The organism is Flavobacterium turcicum, assembly GCF_011365745.1.
GTDB classification, from domain to species: domain Bacteria; phylum Bacteroidota; class Bacteroidia; order Flavobacteriales; family Flavobacteriaceae; genus Flavobacterium; species Flavobacterium turcicum.
The window spans coordinates 620,567-636,033 of the sequence record NZ_JAAOBY010000001.1 but is presented as its reverse complement, the minus strand read 5'-3'; the positions used below and the strand labels follow the sequence as shown (position 1 = coordinate 636,033).

Annotated in this window: 12 protein-coding genes; 3 read left to right on the top strand and 9 right to left on the bottom strand. The window is 35.5% G+C overall.

Annotated features, from left to right (window positions below):
• The first annotated feature begins 7 nt into the window (after window positions 1-7).
• The 3 genes from G9Q29_RS02800 to G9Q29_RS02790 all read left to right on the top strand — a co-directional run bounded on the left by G9Q29_RS02800 (window position 8) and on the right by G9Q29_RS02790 (window position 3,345).
• A complete protein-coding gene (locus G9Q29_RS02800) occupies window positions 8-910 on the top strand; it encodes a carbohydrate kinase family protein (RefSeq protein ID WP_166133061.1) in 903 nt (300 codons plus the stop codon).
• A gap of 188 nt (window positions 911-1,098) precedes the next feature.
• A complete protein-coding gene (locus G9Q29_RS02795) occupies window positions 1,099-2,118 on the top strand; it encodes a LacI family DNA-binding transcriptional regulator (RefSeq protein WP_166133059.1) in 1,020 nt (339 codons plus the stop codon).
• Between the two features lie 198 nt (window positions 2,119-2,316).
• Window positions 2,317-3,345 carry a LacI family DNA-binding transcriptional regulator gene (locus G9Q29_RS02790; RefSeq protein ID WP_166133057.1) on the top strand — a complete coding sequence of 343 codons (1,029 nt, stop codon included), beginning with the start codon at window positions 2,317-2,319 and terminating at the stop codon, window positions 3,343-3,345.
• A gap of 2 nt (window positions 3,346-3,347) precedes the next feature.
• Here the strand turns inward: G9Q29_RS02790 and queG are convergent, their stop codons facing one another.
• The 9 genes from queG to G9Q29_RS02745 form a co-directional block, all read right to left on the bottom strand.
• Window positions 3,348-4,271 (bottom strand): tRNA epoxyqueuosine(34) reductase QueG, encoded by a 924-nt coding sequence (gene queG, locus G9Q29_RS02785; protein WP_166133548.1) that lies wholly within the window; start codon window positions 4,269-4,271, stop codon window positions 3,348-3,350.
• Window positions 4,272-4,307: 36 nt separating this feature from the next.
• Entirely contained in the window at window positions 4,308-5,330 is a 1,023-nt protein-coding gene (ruvB, locus tag G9Q29_RS02780) for a Holliday junction branch migration DNA helicase RuvB (protein WP_166133055.1), read from the bottom strand.
• Between the two features lie 112 nt (window positions 5,331-5,442).
• Window positions 5,443-7,239 carry a cytochrome c oxidase subunit I gene (locus G9Q29_RS02775; protein WP_166133053.1) on the bottom strand — a complete coding sequence of 599 codons (1,797 nt, stop codon included), beginning with the start codon at window positions 7,237-7,239 and terminating at the stop codon, window positions 5,443-5,445.
• Window positions 7,240-7,268: 29 nt separating this feature from the next.
• Complete coding sequence (locus G9Q29_RS02770) at window positions 7,269-8,426, bottom strand: cytochrome c oxidase subunit II (protein WP_166133051.1); 1,158 nt, start codon at window positions 8,424-8,426, stop codon at window positions 7,269-7,271.
• A gap of 19 nt (window positions 8,427-8,445) precedes the next feature.
• The gene (locus G9Q29_RS02765; RefSeq protein WP_166133544.1) at window positions 8,446-9,828 is read right to left on the bottom strand and encodes a quinol:cytochrome C oxidoreductase; all 1,383 of its coding nucleotides are present in this window, start codon (window positions 9,826-9,828) and stop codon (window positions 8,446-8,448) included.
• A gap of 27 nt (window positions 9,829-9,855) precedes the next feature.
• A complete protein-coding gene (locus G9Q29_RS02760; RefSeq protein ID WP_166133049.1) occupies window positions 9,856-10,401 on the bottom strand; it encodes a c-type cytochrome in 546 nt (181 codons plus the stop codon).
• A gap of 7 nt (window positions 10,402-10,408) precedes the next feature.
• A complete protein-coding gene (locus G9Q29_RS02755) occupies window positions 10,409-10,933 on the bottom strand; it encodes a DUF3341 domain-containing protein (RefSeq protein ID WP_166133047.1) in 525 nt (174 codons plus the stop codon).
• Window positions 10,926-12,329: an NrfD/PsrC family molybdoenzyme membrane anchor subunit gene (nrfD, locus tag G9Q29_RS02750; protein WP_166133045.1), complete on the bottom strand. Its 1,404-nt coding sequence runs from the start codon at window positions 12,327-12,329 to the stop codon at window positions 10,926-10,928. Before nrfD ends, G9Q29_RS02755 begins: the two co-directional genes overlap by 8 nt.
• Before the next feature lie 37 nt (window positions 12,330-12,366).
• Window positions 12,367-15,459 carry a TAT-variant-translocated molybdopterin oxidoreductase gene (locus G9Q29_RS02745; RefSeq protein WP_166133043.1) on the bottom strand — a complete coding sequence of 1,031 codons (3,093 nt, stop codon included), beginning with the start codon at window positions 15,457-15,459 and terminating at the stop codon, window positions 12,367-12,369.
• Between the last annotated feature and the right edge of the window lie 8 nt (window positions 15,460-15,467).

The window sequence follows — 15,467 nt, the reverse complement described above, 5'->3', positions numbered from 1 at the left end:
AAATACTATGGCTAAAAAAGTAATTTGTTTTGGAGAAGTATTGTTTGATGTGTTTCCTACACATACTAAAATTGGTGGCGCACCTTTAAACGTAGCACTGCGCCTTAGTTCACTGGGTATTGAAACCCAAATTATCAGTCGTATTGGCAGCGATGCACTTGGTGCTGAAATGCTCAATTACATTAGCCAAAATGGAGTTTCAACAAACTCCATTCAAAAAGACCAAATTTATAAAACAGGTGAAGTTATTGTAACATTAGATCAGAAAGGATCTGCCTCTTACACGATCAATTATCCCGTGGCTTGGGACAAAATAACCTGCAATCCTGAAGATGAAAATGTTGTAAAAAAAGCTGATGCTTTTGTATTTGGCACATTGGCAAGTCGCGATGCGGTCGCAAAGCAAAGCCTTTTCGAGCTAATAAATTACAGCAAATATTCGGTATTTGACGTTAACCTAAGGGCGCCTTACTACACAAAAGATGTGATAGATCAATTAATGCTACAAGCAGATTTCATAAAATTTAACGATGACGAACTGTATGAAATTAGCGCCTTAATGAATTCACCATTTCATTCCTTAGAGCAAAATATACTTTTCATTGCAGAACAAACTAAAACAAAACATATTTGCGTAACGAAAGGAAGTCATGGCGCAGCTTTATACTACAATAACAAAATGTACTATAACAGCGGATATAAGATTAATGTTGTTGATACTGTTGGATCTGGCGATTCCTTTTTAGCAGGATTGCTTTCTAAACTCTTAACTGATGGAAATCCACAAGAGGCAATTGATTTCGCATGTGCTCTTGGAGCTTTGGTAGCAACTCATGAAGGTGCAAATCCAAATTTAGATGTATCCGAAATTGAGTCATTCCAAAACCCTAACTTGAACAACAAAATTTAATAGCGATCAAATCACCTTTGGTTTGGAAAATCATCAAAATTAAATCTTTATTAAAAATAATCTCAGTAAAACAGTATAACTTTTTAAAGATTAGTAAAAAATTCACATAAACTGTTTATAAAATTAATAGGAGATAAATAAATTGTATATTCGTTTGCAACGATAATGCTATACGGACGACAATAACTATGAACAACACAACGCTAAAAGAAATTGCAAACCAACTCGGAATCTCAATAACAACCGTATCGAAGGCTTTAAAGGGATATAGTGATGTGAGTGCATCAACCAAAAAAGCGGTTGTTGATTTAGCGCAACAATTACATTATACTCCAAACAGTTTTGCCGTTAACTTGAGAACCAAAGAGTCGAAAACAATTGGACTTATTATTCCAACATTGGTGCATGATTTTTTTGCAACTGTTATCAAGGGGATTTTAGAAGAAGCCGAAAAAAGAGATTACCTTGTTATTATTTTACAATCAAACGAAAAAGTAAGTTTTGAAAAAAAACAGCTGGAACTGCTACTTCAAAAAAGAGTGGATGGGATACTCATGTCATTATCTAATGAAACAGGCGATTTCAAACACATTACTGCCATATTGCAACAAAAAACGCCATTGGTTCTTTTTGACAAAATTGCCAAAGTTGTTCCTTGTTCAAAAGTTACTATAAACGATCAAAAAGCAGCTTATGATGCGGTAGCTTATTTAATAAAGAAAGGGCATAAAAAAATTGCACACCTACGAGGTTCATACTTGCCACAAAACGCCATAGATCGTTTTTTGGGTTATAAAAAAGCGTTAGAAGATCATCAAATCAAATATGATCCTAGTCTTGTGTTTGCTTGCGAGAACAACTTAGATTTTGAAGACGGATATGAAAACACCAAACAATTAATTGCTACGCATCCTGATACTGATGCCATTTTTGCCGTTACAGATATGGCCGCAATTGGGGCCATGAAATACTTGAGCGAATCTGGGATTGAAATTCCGAATCAAATAGCGGTATTAGGATTTAGTAATTGGTTCATGTCAGAAGTTATAACTCCAAAACTATCAACTATTAATCAGCCCGGATTTGAAATAGGACAAAAAGCAGCAGCCATTTTATTTGATGAAATTGCGGCAAAGAAAGCGAATCAAAAAGTTACCCCTCAATTTATAGAAGTTACTACATCAATAATCGAAAGAGAATCTACCTAGTCTATTTCACTATTCAAAAAATCAGATTATTTACATCTTCTAATTAAAACAATATTAACAGCTAAAACACTCCGGAAATTAATATATTGCAATTGATTTAAAGATCATTAACACCGTTACATAACTAAAAACTAACTACACAAATCTAAAATCAATTGCAGTTACTATTGATTTTGGATCTCCCACACAAGCATCATCATGAAAGATATTACACTGAAAGAAATAGCAGAAAAACTTGGGATATCAATAACTACAGTTTCAAAAGCTTTAAAAAACTATCCAGATGTAAGCGAAAAAACAAAAAAAGCAGTACTTGCCCTTGCCCAAGAACTGCATTATACTCCCAATAGTTTTGCCGTTAATCTTAGAACCAAAGAATCGAAAACTATAGGACTAATTATTCCCGAAGTAGTTCATCATTTCTTTTCCAACGTAGTAAATGCCATCATTGACGAAGCAGAGAAAAAAGGATATTTGGTTATTATTTTACAATCGAATGAAACACTTGAATTAGAGAAAAAACAAGTAGAACTATTGATTAACAAAAGGGTAGACGGTATTATTATGTCACTCTCTAACGAATCAAACAACGACGATCACATTAAGGAAATTATAAATAGAAATATTCCTTTTGTTATGTTCGATAAAATTGCTAAGCTTTCTAAATGCAACAAAGTCGTTATCAACGATCAAAAAGCAGCTTTTGATGCAGTGCAACATCTCATCGATAAAGGATGCAAAAGGATAGCTCATATACGTGGCCCCTTAAATCCACAAAACGCAATTGACCGCTACATTGGTTACAAAAAAGCATTAGAAAAAAATCAAATTCCATTTGATGCCAATTTAGTGTACACCTGCGAAAACGTAACCTTTGACGAAGGACGTCAGTTTGCAGAAAAAATAGTGAACGATCATAAAGATGTTGATGGAATATTTGCTGTAACAGACCTTGTAGCAGTAGGTGTGATTGCTTATTTAAACGAACAAAAAATTGAGATACCTAAAAAAATTGCAATTATAGGATTTAGCAATTGGTTTATGTCGCAAGTGATTTCACCAAAGTTGAGCACCGTTGATCAACCGAGTCACGAAATGGGAATTGAATCGTTTAATTTACTACTTGAGGAAATGGTATGCCACAAGGATGGGCTTACGTTCGAACCTAGAACAGTTGAATTAGACACAAAAATAATTGAAAGAGAATCTACTATGAAAGAGCAATAGCGCTATTGTTCCAGAAACTTAATATTTCTTATAAATCCGTCATATTTCGTCCGCTTTATTGGCGAATTCTTAAAAACCACCCTGAATGTTTCTTCGGTGATTTCGATCCAATCTTGTTTTGACATGGAGAGCAAATCTGGATTTGCAGTAAACAACGGTTCATTATGTGGTTTAGAAAAACGGTTCCAAGGACAAACATCTTGACAAACATCACAACCAAAGGCCCAATCATCGAACTTACCTTTCATATCAATGGGAAGGTTATCCTTAAGTTCAATAGTATAATAGGAAATACATTTGCTACCGTTTACCACATACGGACTTTCAATGGCTTGTGTGGGACAACTATCAATACAGGCGGTACAAGTTCCGCAATGATCCGATGTAATGTTATCATAATCAAGCTCCAAATCGATAATCAATTCAGCAATAAAATAAAAAGAACCTACTTTTTGAGTAATTAAATTACTGTTTTTACCAATCCAACCCAAACCACTTTTTGCTGCCCAAGCTTTATCTAAAACTGGAGCCGAATCTACAAAAGCTCTACCAGACACAGCACCTATATTCTCGTTAATGGAATACAATAGCTCTTTTAATTTCTCTTTTATCACCAAATGATAATCAGTTCCGTAAGCGTACTTTGAAATCTTAAAAGTATCCTCAATTTGATTTTGTTCAGGAAAATAATTCAATAACAACGACACTACACTTTTTGCATCGTCAACCAACAGCGTAGGGTCCAAGCGCTTGTCAAAATGATTCTCCATATAAGACATTTGACCGTGACTATTTGATTTTAACCAACTCTCCAATCGAGGAGCTTCGGTTTCTAAAAAACCAGCCTTCGATATGCCACAAGACATAAATCCCAATCTTTTGGCTTCGGTTTTGATAAAGGAAGTATGTATTGATTTAGTGCTAATAAAAAGTTCTTTATATTTTATTTAATCTTCAAAGAATTAAAACAAACCTTGTTGAATGTTCGTTTTTAATTTCCCTAGATGTTTGTAGGCCTTGTCAGTTACTTCTCGACCACGTGGAGTTCTCATAATAAAACCTTCTTGAATTAAAAAAGGTTCATATACTTCTTCAATCGTTTCACTACTCTCAGATACAGCAGTTGCCAACGTTGTCAATCCAACAGGGCCACCTTTGAACTTATCAATTATAGTTGTTAGAATTTTGTTATCCATCTCATCTAATCCATGCGCATCTACATTAAGAGCTTTTAACGCATATTTCGCAATTTCTATATCAATAGTGCCGTTGCCCTTAATTTGAGCAAAATCACGTACCCTACGCAACAATGCATTTGCAATACGGGGTGTGCCTCTACTTCTACCAGCAATTTCAATAGCAGCTTCCATCGAAATTGGCATTTGAAAAATAGCTGAGCTACGTTCCACAATTGTAGTTAATAATTCAGTGGTATAATATTGCAAACGGGAAGAAATACCAAAACGAGCACGCATAGGAGCAGTTAATAAACCAGAACGCGTAGTTGCACCTATAAGTGTAAAGGGATTCAAATTAATTTGAACGGTCCTAGCATTAGGACCAGACTCAATCATAATATCAATTTTATAATCCTCCATAGCAGAATATAAATATTCTTCCACAATCGGACTTAAACGATGAATTTCATCAATAAATAGTACATCTCTCTCTTCTAAATTGGTCAACAATCCTGCAAGGTCACCAGGTTTATCTAAAACCGGACCAGATGTTATTTTGATACCTACTTGTAATTCATTAGCTAAGATATTAGCAAGTGTAGTTTTACCTAGCCCTGGAGGTCCATGAAAGAGTGTATGATCAAGCGCCTCATTGCGTTGATTGGCTGCTTGCACAAATATTTTAAGATTTTCGAGTACCTGATCTTGACCTGAAAAATCATCAAAGCTTAGAGGCCTTAACTTCTTTTCAATATCAAGCTCTTCAGTACTAAAACTGCGAGAAGTAGGATCTAAATTTTCGTTCATACAACAAAGATAGTAAAGAGAGTCCTAAAATGAAACCACAACAACCTGCAAAGAGAATAATAATTACGTCTATAAAAAAAGCCCCTACTTTAGTAGAGGCTTAAATTTATTTTTAGTGGTGTAAAACTTCTTCACCTTCTTTCATAGGAACGTTTTGTGGTACAAAATCTTCCTCATGATTTGGGTTACTGTAGTCATACGGCCAACGATGAACTTCAGGAATTTCTCCAGGCCAGTTACCATGTATATGTTCTACAGGTGCAGTCCACTCTAAAGTGTTTGATTTCCATGGATTCATAACAGCTTTCTTACCATAAAAAATACTACTAAAGAAGTTGTATAAGAAAACCAACTGGAAAGCACCTCCAACCAGTGCAAACATAGTTATCAAAACATTCACATTTTGCAAGTCATCAAACAATGGGAAATTTGTATTTGTATAATAACGTCTTGGCAAACCAGCTAATCCAATAAAGTGCATTGGGAAGAAAACACCATAAGCACAAATTGCAGTTACCCAAAAGTGTACATATCCTAAGTTCTTATTCAACATACGACCAAACATTCTTGGAAACCAGTGATAAATACCAGCAAACATACCATATAATGCAGAAATACCCATTACCAAGTGAAAGTGTGCAACAACAAAATATGTATCGTGAACATTAATATCTAATGTACTATCTCCTAAAATGATTCCAGTTAAACCTCCTGTAATAAAAGTAGATACCAAACCAATTGAAAACAGCATTGCAGGGTTTAACTGCAAATTACCTTTCCACAGAGTAGTAATGTAGTTAAATGCTTTTACTGCGGATGGAATAGCGATCAATAGAGTTGTAAAGGTAAATACAGATCCAAGGAAAGGATTCATACCAGATATAAACATATGGTGTCCCCAAACAATAGTAGACAAGAATGCAATTGCCAAAATAGACATAATCATCGCTCTGTAACCAAAGATTGGTTTACGTGAGTTTGTAGCAATAACCTCAGAAGTAATTCCTAATGCAGGTAATAATATGATATAAACCTCTGGGTGCCCTAGAAACCAGAACAAGTGCTCAAACAATACAGGAGAACCTCCTTGATAATGTAATACTTCACCAGCGATATAAATATCAGATAGGAAGAAAGAAGTACCAAAACTTCTATCGAAAATCAATAATAAAGCAGCAGATAATAAAACTGGAAAGGAAATAATACCAATTATAGCAGTTACAAAAAACGCCCAAATTGTAAGCGGCATTCTTGTCATTGTCATCCCTTTGGTTCTTAAATTAATTACTGTAACAACATAATTTAAAGAACCCATTAATGAAGAAGCGATGAAAATAGCCATTGAAACCAACCATAAAGTCATACCAGTACCTGAACCAGGAATAGCTTGTGGCAATGCACTTAGAGGAGGATAAATGGTCCAACCGGCAGAAGCAGGTCCAGCTTCAACAAAAAGAGAACCAACCATGATAACACTTGATAAAAAGAACAACCAATAAGATACCATGTTCATAAAACCTGAAGCCATATCTCGAGCACCAAGCTGAAGTGGAATTAACAAGTTACTAAATGTACCACTTAAAGCAGCGGTCAATACAAAGAAAACCATTATGGTTCCGTGAATAGTAACTAATGCTAGATAAATATCATTCGCCATAACTCCATCTGGAGCAAATTTATCGCCTAATAAAACATTAAATATTTTAAAAGATTCTTCTGGCCAAGCCAATTGTAATCTAAAAAGTAATGATAATGAGACACCTATAACTCCCATTAAAATACCAGTAATTAAATACTGCTTAGCAATCATTTTATGATCTATACTAAAAATATATTTAGTAATGAAAGTGTCTTTATGGTGGTGTTCGTGTTCGTGATCTAATGCGTGATCGTGACCTTCTGCTGACATATATGTTTACTTTAAATTTTCTTTAATAATTATTTCATTGCAGTAACAGCAACCCCTTTATCTCCCTTAACAGCGGCAGAATCACTTCCAACAGCTGCATCAGTGGCAGCAGGTTCAGCTAAAGCAGCTTTAACTTCATTAACTACAGTAGCCTTATCTTTTAACCAAGCTTTATAATCTTCCGGAGTATCTACAATAATTTTCATCTGCATGTTATAGTGAGAAGCACCACAGATTTTATTACACAATAACAAATAGTCAAACGTGTAAGGATCTAAAGCAGTTTCGCCTTTAGCAACCAACTCTGCACTCTTTTTAGCACGCAAAGCATTTATATTAGCAACTTTCTCAACCATAAAAGGTAATTCTCTATACTGAGCAGTTGTGTAAATTGGTTCAAAAGCAAATTGAGTTACCATACCAGGAACACAGTTCATCTGGGCTCTAAAGTGGGGCATGTAAGCTGAGTGTAACACGTCTTGAGAACGCATTTTAAACAATATCTTTTTACCTACAGGAATATGTAATTCCGTAACAACAACATCATCTTGAGCATAAGGATCACTTAAATCAACACCAACGGCATTAGCTCCTTCAATGTATCTTACATTCGCCTTACCTAGCACATTATCAGCACCAGAATATCTAGCCTTCCAATTAAATTGTTGTGCATATAATTCAATTACAACTGTATCTTCATCTTCATCAACAAACATGATGTTTGTCCATGCATACAAACCGTATAAAATCAAACCAGCCAAAACAACAGCAGGAATAATACTCCAGATTGCTTCTAATTTATTATTATCCGCAAAATACAATGCTTTTTGACCCTGTTTACCTCTATATTTAAAAGCGAAGTAATGCACTAATACTTGTGTAATAGCTTGTACAGTAAAAATAAGAACCCATGTGATGTTCATTAAATTATCAACCTCTGCACCATGAGCCGAAGCCGGAGTGTGCAATACAAGATTACCCCATTTAAATAAACCGTAAATTGTAAAAATATAGATGAAGGCTAAGAAACCAAACATCAAATACCCTTGAATATTATTGTCATTATCGGTTGCGACTTCTGAACTATCACTACTAGAACCAACTTGCGTCAGATCGAATATTTTAGTCAATTGCCATAAAGCAACAGCTAACAAAACTAAAACTATGATTACCAACAAACTTGTCATCTGTTTATTTCTTTAAATATTAATAATGAAAATGTTTACTTTCCTCTATAAACGGATTTCTTTTTGCCAATAAAGGAGATTTAGCTAAAGCTGAGAAGACAACATATATAAACAATCCTAAAAAGAAAAGAACTGAAGAAATCTCTGAAACTCCTATGAACCATCTGTCACCAACTGTCCCAGGCATAACCATATTGAAAAAGTCCAAATAGTGACCACTTAAGATTACTACACCAGCCATAACCAAAACCCAAGATATTCTCTTAAAGTCGGTATTTATTAAAATCAACAATGGAAACAAGAAATTCATGACAACAGCACCAAAGAATGGTAGATTATAATCTTGAATTCTCGTAATAAAATAAGTTACCTCCTCAGGGATATTGGCATACCAAATCAACATGAATTGAGAAAACCATAAATAAGTCCAGAAAACACTTAAACCAAACATAAATTTAGCTAAATCGTGAATATGACTTGTATTTACAAATTCTAGGTAACCTCTAGACTTCAGATACAAAGTAACTAAAGCTATAGTGGTAACACCACTTACAAAAAAACTAGCGAAAACGTACCATCCAAACAATGTACTAAACCAGTGTGGATCGATAGACATAATCCAATCCCAAGACATGATAGACTCAGACACAATAAAAAACACTAAGAACATAGCAGATAACTTAAAGTTCTTTTTGTACATTAAATTATCATTTGCCTCATCTTGAGCTAAACAATTTTTACGTGAATAATACTGGTACAGACACCACCCAGAAAGGAAAATGGCAGCACGAACAATCCAAAATGGGAAATTCAAATAACCAGCCTTATTAGCGATTAGTTTATCATGAGCAACAACCTCTGGATCTAACCAAACAAACATGTGATTAAAATGAAGACCACACAAAACAAGGATAACAAAAAATATCGCTGCTCCCACAGGTAAATAAGAGGTAATACCTTGCATTACTCTAAACAAAACAGGAGACCACCCTGCTTGTGCAACCTGTTGGATAGCATAAAAAGCTAATACCCCAAGAGAAACAAGCATGAAAAAAATACACGCTACGTACAAAGCTGACCAAGGCTTGTTTTGAAGTTGGTGTAAAACATGATTTAAATGTTCTTTATGCTCTGCATCTGCAGTAGCATCATGCGCAGAACTCTTATGACCAGCATCAACATGTGACTCTTCCACAGAAGCTTCATTATGAGAAGCTTTTGCACCATGAGAAGGCTCAGCATGAGTTGAACCACCATGTTCACCATGAGTCTCAGCGGCAAGCAATTGCTCTACCTGTTGAATATCTTTGGGCGCACTATAAAAACCGTATCCAATACCCAAAACTCCAAGAGCCATAAGGATGAACGAAAAGGTTTTTAATTTACTTGAAAATGTATACATATCTATTAAGATGAGTTTGTTCAACAATTATAATTCACTTTTTAGTTTAAGAACATAGTCAGCAACTAACCAACGTTCTTTGGCGCTCAATTGATTGGCATGCGAACCCATTGAATTCAAACCGTAAGTTACAACATGGAAAATACTTCCTTCTGTAATAACTCTATCCTTATAACTAGGAACACCTAAAAACTTTTCTCTTTCTACTAATTTACCTTTACCATTACCAGCAGAACCGTGGCAACTTATGCAGTAAATTTCATAAAGCTCTTTTCCTTTTTCTGCATCTCTGCTTAAAGAATCGAGAGGAGATTTCAAATTAGCCTTAGCTAATTCATAACCTGCGGTAGAATTTTCATATTCATAAGGTTCAAAACCTCTGTTTACAGTACCTGCAGCAGGAAGCTGACCTTCCTTACCATCTTTAAATGCAGCCGACTCAGCGTAAGTTTCATAACCTACAGACTCATACATATTTGGAAAATACTGATAATTAGGTGCAGCATTATCTTTGCATGATGCAACTAAAATAGTTAAACCAAATAAAAGTGTTATTTTATGTGCGCTTTTCATATCTCGATTAATGCTTATCAATTACTTTTACTTCTACAGCTCCTGTCCCTTGAAAGAAAGAAATTAATTCTTCCTCATTATTGTTAACAGCCACCTCCATTAAAAAGTGATCATCTGTAGTTCTCACATCTGGATTTTCAGCTTCCTTAAACGGCCACAATTTACTTCTCATATAAAAAGTGATAACCATCAAGTGAGCAGCAAAAAATACTGTAAGCTCAAACATAATAGGTACGAAAGCTGGCATGTTTTCAATATAACTAAAACTAGGCTTACCACCAATATCCTGCGGCCAATCTTGGATCATGATGTAATTCATCATTGCCGTTGCAACAGAAATACCCACACATCCATAAAGGAAAGCACAAATAGCTAATCTTGTTGGTGCAATTCCCATTGCTTTGTCCAATCCGTGAACTGGAAAAGGGGTAAAAACCTCTTCAATATGATGATGAGCTGCTCTCGTTTTTTTAACCGCATCCATCAAAATATCATCGTCATTATAAATGGCGTATATTACTTTATTACTCATGGTGTGAATCTTTATTTGCTTCTCTTTCTCTCTTGTAGTTATCTCCAGTTCCTTTCAAAATTGTTTTAACTTCCGCTTGCGCAATTACAGGGAATGTTCTTGAATATAATAAAAACAATACGAAGAAGAAACCAATAGTTCCAATGAAAATTCCAATATCAACAAATGTTGGCGAAAACATAGTCCAAGAAGATGGCAAGTAATCTCTGTGCAATGAAGTCACGATAATTACAAAACGCTCAAACCACATTCCTATATTTACAACAATCGAAATGACGAATGAAAACATAATACTAGTTCTCAATTTTTTACTCCACATGAACTGAGGAGAAAACACATTACAAGTCATCATTGCCCAGTAAGCCCAAGCATAAGGACCAGTAGCTCTATTTAAGAAAGCATATTGCTCATACTCTACTCCAGAATACCAAGCTACAAAAAGCTCAGTAATATACGCCACACCAACAATAGAACCTGTAATCATGATTACAATGTTCATTAATTCGATGTGCTGTAATGTAATGTAAGCTTCCAGGTTAGAAACCTTTCTCATGATAATAAGCAAGGTGTTTACCATTGCGAATCCTGAGAAAACTGCTCCAGCTACGAAATAAGGAGGGAAAATGGTAGTATGCCATCCTGGTATCACAGATGTAGCAAAGTCCATCGATACAATAGTATGTACAGACAATACTAAAGGAGTAGCTAAACCAGCAAGTACCAATGATACTTCCTCAAAACGTTGCCAATCTTTAGCTCTTCCACTCCAACCAAAACTTAGGATAGAATAAACTCTTTTGTTAAATGGCGTTACAGCACGGTCACGTAACATTGCGAAGTCAGGAAGTAAACCAGTCCACCAGAAAACTAATGATACTGAAAGGTAAGTTGAAATTGCAAATACGTCCCAAAGTAACGGTGAGTTAAAGTTAACCCACAGAGAACCGAACTGGTTTGGTATAGGCAAAACCCAGTATGCCAACCATGGACGCCCCATGTGAATGATTGGAAATAAACCTGCTTGAATAACAGAGAAAATTGTCATCGCTTCTGCAGAACGGTTAATAGCCATTCTCCAACGCTGACGGAAAAGTAATAATACTGCAGAAATCAAGGTTCCTGCGTGACCAATACCTACCCACCAAACAAAATTCGTGATATCCCAAGCCCAACCTACGGTTTTATTTAAACCCCAAGTTCCAATACCTGTAGATACGGTGTATACAATACAGCCTAAACCCCAAAGGAAGGCTATTAATGCGATAGAAAATACAATCCACCAATGTTTATTCGCTTTTCCTTCAACAGGAGCTGCTACATCTACAGTTACATCGTGATAAGTTTTATCACCTATAACTAAGGGTTTTCTAATGGTTGCTTCGTAGTGAGACGACATAATCCTTTATATTGATTCTTAATTAATTTTTTTTGTACTAGGTATTTCTAACTTTAACATGATAAATCACGTTAGGTTTTGTTCCAACATGCTCCAATAAATGGTACATTCTTTCATCAGAAGCTAATTTAGTAACTGCAGCCTCTTTATCATTAACGTCACCAAAAACCATTGCTCCAGTTGAACAAGCGTTAGAACATGCAGTTTGGAATTCACCGTCAACAATAGATCTTCCTTCTCTCTTAGCTTTCAAAATAGTAGCTTGAGTCATTTGGATACACATTGAACATTTTTCCATAACCCCACGAGAACGAACGTTTACATCAGGATTTAATACCATACGACCTAAGTCATCATTCATGTGGTAATCGAACTCTGTGTTTTTATTATACAAGAACCAGTTGAAACGACGTACTTTGTACGGACAGTTGTTTGCACAGTAACGAGTACCTACACATCTATTATAAGCCATATGGTTTTGACCTTGACGAGAGTGTGACGTAGCAGCAACTGGACAAACAGTCTCACATGGAGCATGATTACAATGCTGACACATTACAGGTTGGAAAGAAACTTGTGGATTATCACCTGCTTTTTCCATCTTTCTAAAACCGCCTAATGTTCCTTTTGTTTCCTCATCACCAGCGATGAATCCACCTAAATCTAAACCATTAAGATTTTCTTTTTTCTCATTATCTTCTTCAAAAGTAGATTCTGAAGAATAGTATCTATCGATACGTAACCAGTGCATATCACGGCTTCTTCTTACCTCTGCCTTACCAACAACAGGTACATTATTCTCTGCATGACAAGCAATAACACAAGCACCACAACCAGTACAAGCATTTAAATCAATAGACAAATTGAAGTGATGTCCAGTAGAACGATCAAATGAATCCCACAAATCAACTTTAGTAGCTTCAACTTCCATGTGGTCTAATGATACAACTGCTACCTCATTCCATACATGAGCATCTTTCGTATTAAAAATCTCTAATGAAGTTTCCTTGATAATATCACCTCTTCCCATTAAAGTTTTTTGTCCTTGAACACATGCAAATTCATGTTCACCACCTGCTTTAGTCAAAGTAATGCTTTGTACATTACTGAAACCTTTATATAGAGAATAGGCATTTAAACCTACCATCATTTCTTCTTTCAAAGCTGCTTTACGACCATAACCTAAAGCTAAACCAACAGTACCAACTGCTTGTCCAGGTTGAACGATAACTGGAACGTTTTCTAACTTTAAGCCATCAGCTGTAGTAATAGTAGCGTAACTACCATTTAAACCACCATTAGCTACAATTTCATTACTCAACTCATATTTTGCAGCATCAGCATTTGAGACTGTTAAGTAGTTATCCCAAGAAACTCTTGTGATAGGATCTGGAAACTCTTGCAACCATGGATTGTTAGCCTGTTGCCCGTCTCCTAAACCAGTTTTTGTGTACAAAACTAATTCTAAAGAATCTGATTTTTTACTAGTTGCTAATGTAGAAGCAGCAGCACTATAATCAGCAGAACCGGCAGTAGCTGCAGGAATACCACCTACAAATACACCATCATGCAAAACTTTATTCCAAGTAGAGCCACTAATAATAGATCCAGAATTTCCTTTTATGTAATCATAGAAAGTACCAACAGTTCCATTTAAAGCCATCAATACATCTTGAAATTGCATTGTATCAAATAATGGACGGATTGTCGGCTGAGTGATGCTATAAGTTCCCTTAGTTAAACTAAGATCATTCCAAGACTCTAAATAATGAGGAGCAGCAGCCGCCACAGTTGATAACAAAGCAGTTTCATCTTCTTTCAAAGAAAAAGCTACCGATGTCTTAACCTTTTTTAAACCTTCTTGAAAAGCAACAGTATCGGCAAGAGTATAAACTGGATTAACACCACTCATAATTAAAGTGTGTACAGCACCAGACTTCATATCAGCTACTAACTGAGCCACCTTTTCATTTGATCCTTTTCTGATCTGACGTACACCAGAAGTATTAAACGACTCGCTAGCTAAAGCTTTGTTAATTGCAAGAACCAACAATTGAGCATTTTTATCTTGAATACCTGAAACCAAAACTCCTCTTGATCCAGCAGCTTTCAATTGTTGTGCTGCTTTATTAACTTCTACCTTAAATTTCTCATCAAGAGAAACTGAAACAGAAGAACCAGTTACAACATTATAAATATGAACTAATGATTGTTTTTGATTAGCAACAGACATTGGCACACGCTTATCAGCTGCAGCACCAGAAAGCGTCATATTCGCTTCTAGTTGAAAATGACGAGACATTTTACCTGCTTTAGGAATTCTTCCTTGAGCATATCCAGCACCATATCCTCCACCTTGCCAATCTCCAAGGAAATCAGCTCCAACAGAAACAATTAAAGAAGCTTTTGAAAAATCATAATCAACTAAAGCTCTTTCTCCGTAAACCATTTCAAAAGCATCCAAAGCTGGAGATTCAGAAACAGCATCGTAAATAACGTGTTTAGCATTTGGATTTTTAGCAATAAACTCTCCTATCAGTTTTTCAGTAGATGGACTTGCCAATGTATTTGTTAACAATACTACTTGACCACCTTTTGCAGATGCATCAGCAATACTTGTTTTTAACTTTGTTTGAACTGCAGACCAAGATGCATTTTTACCTTCAATCTTTGGTTGCTTTAAACGCATACTATCATAAAGTGAAAGAATAGAAGCATGCACTCTAGCATTTGCACTAAACTTTGCACCAGCGATTGTATTATTGTCAATTTTAATTGGACGACCTTCGCGAGTTTTAACCAACAAGTTAGCAAAATCGAAACCATCAAAAACTGTAGTAGCATAATAATCAGCTACACCAGGAATGATTTGTTCTGGTTGAAGAACGTAAGGAATCGACTTGTTTACAGGTCCTTCACAAGCCGCAAGCGTAGCCGCCGCAGTACTAAAACCAACGTACTTTAAAAAATCACGACGTGAAGTTGAAGAAGATGACAAAGCATCACCGTTGCCTAAGAATTCATCAGTAGGAATTGGTTCAACAAATTCGTTATTTCTAAGCGCCTCAACAATAGAACTATTTTTGTCTAGTTCTTCAACACTTTTCCAGTATTTTTTGTTTGATGACATATATAAAT

Bases quoted from the DNA above. Each gene is read 5' to 3' on its own strand.
- G9Q29_RS02800 (WP_166133061.1), top strand. From the start codon at position 8: ATGGCTAAAAAAGTAATTTGTTTTGGAGAAGTATTGTTTGATGTGTTT.
- G9Q29_RS02795 (WP_166133059.1), top strand. From the start codon at position 1,099: ATGAACAACACAACGCTAAAAGAAATTGCAAACCAACTCGGAATCTCA.
- G9Q29_RS02790 (WP_166133057.1), top strand. From the start codon at position 2,317: ATGAAAGATATTACACTGAAAGAAATAGCAGAAAAACTTGGGATATCA.
- ruvB (WP_166133055.1), bottom strand. From the start codon at position 5,330: ATGAACGAAAATTTAGATCCTACTTCTCGCAGTTTTAGTACTGAAGAG.
- G9Q29_RS02775 (WP_166133053.1), bottom strand. From the start codon at position 7,239: ATGTCAGCAGAAGGTCACGATCACGCATTAGATCACGAACACGAACAC.
- G9Q29_RS02770 (WP_166133051.1), bottom strand. From the start codon at position 8,426: ATGACAAGTTTGTTGGTAATCATAGTTTTAGTTTTGTTAGCTGTTGCT.
- G9Q29_RS02765 (WP_166133544.1), bottom strand. From the start codon at position 9,828: ATGTATACATTTTCAAGTAAATTAAAAACCTTTTCGTTCATCCTTATG.
- G9Q29_RS02760 (WP_166133049.1), bottom strand. From the start codon at position 10,401: ATGAAAAGCGCACATAAAATAACACTTTTATTTGGTTTAACTATTTTA.
- G9Q29_RS02755 (WP_166133047.1), bottom strand. From the start codon at position 10,933: ATGAGTAATAAAGTAATATACGCCATTTATAATGACGATGATATTTTG.
- nrfD (WP_166133045.1), bottom strand. From the start codon at position 12,329: ATGTCGTCTCACTACGAAGCAACCATTAGAAAACCCTTAGTTATAGGT.
- G9Q29_RS02745 (WP_166133043.1), bottom strand. From the start codon at position 15,459: ATGTCATCAAACAAAAAATACTGGAAAAGTGTTGAAGAACTAGACAAA.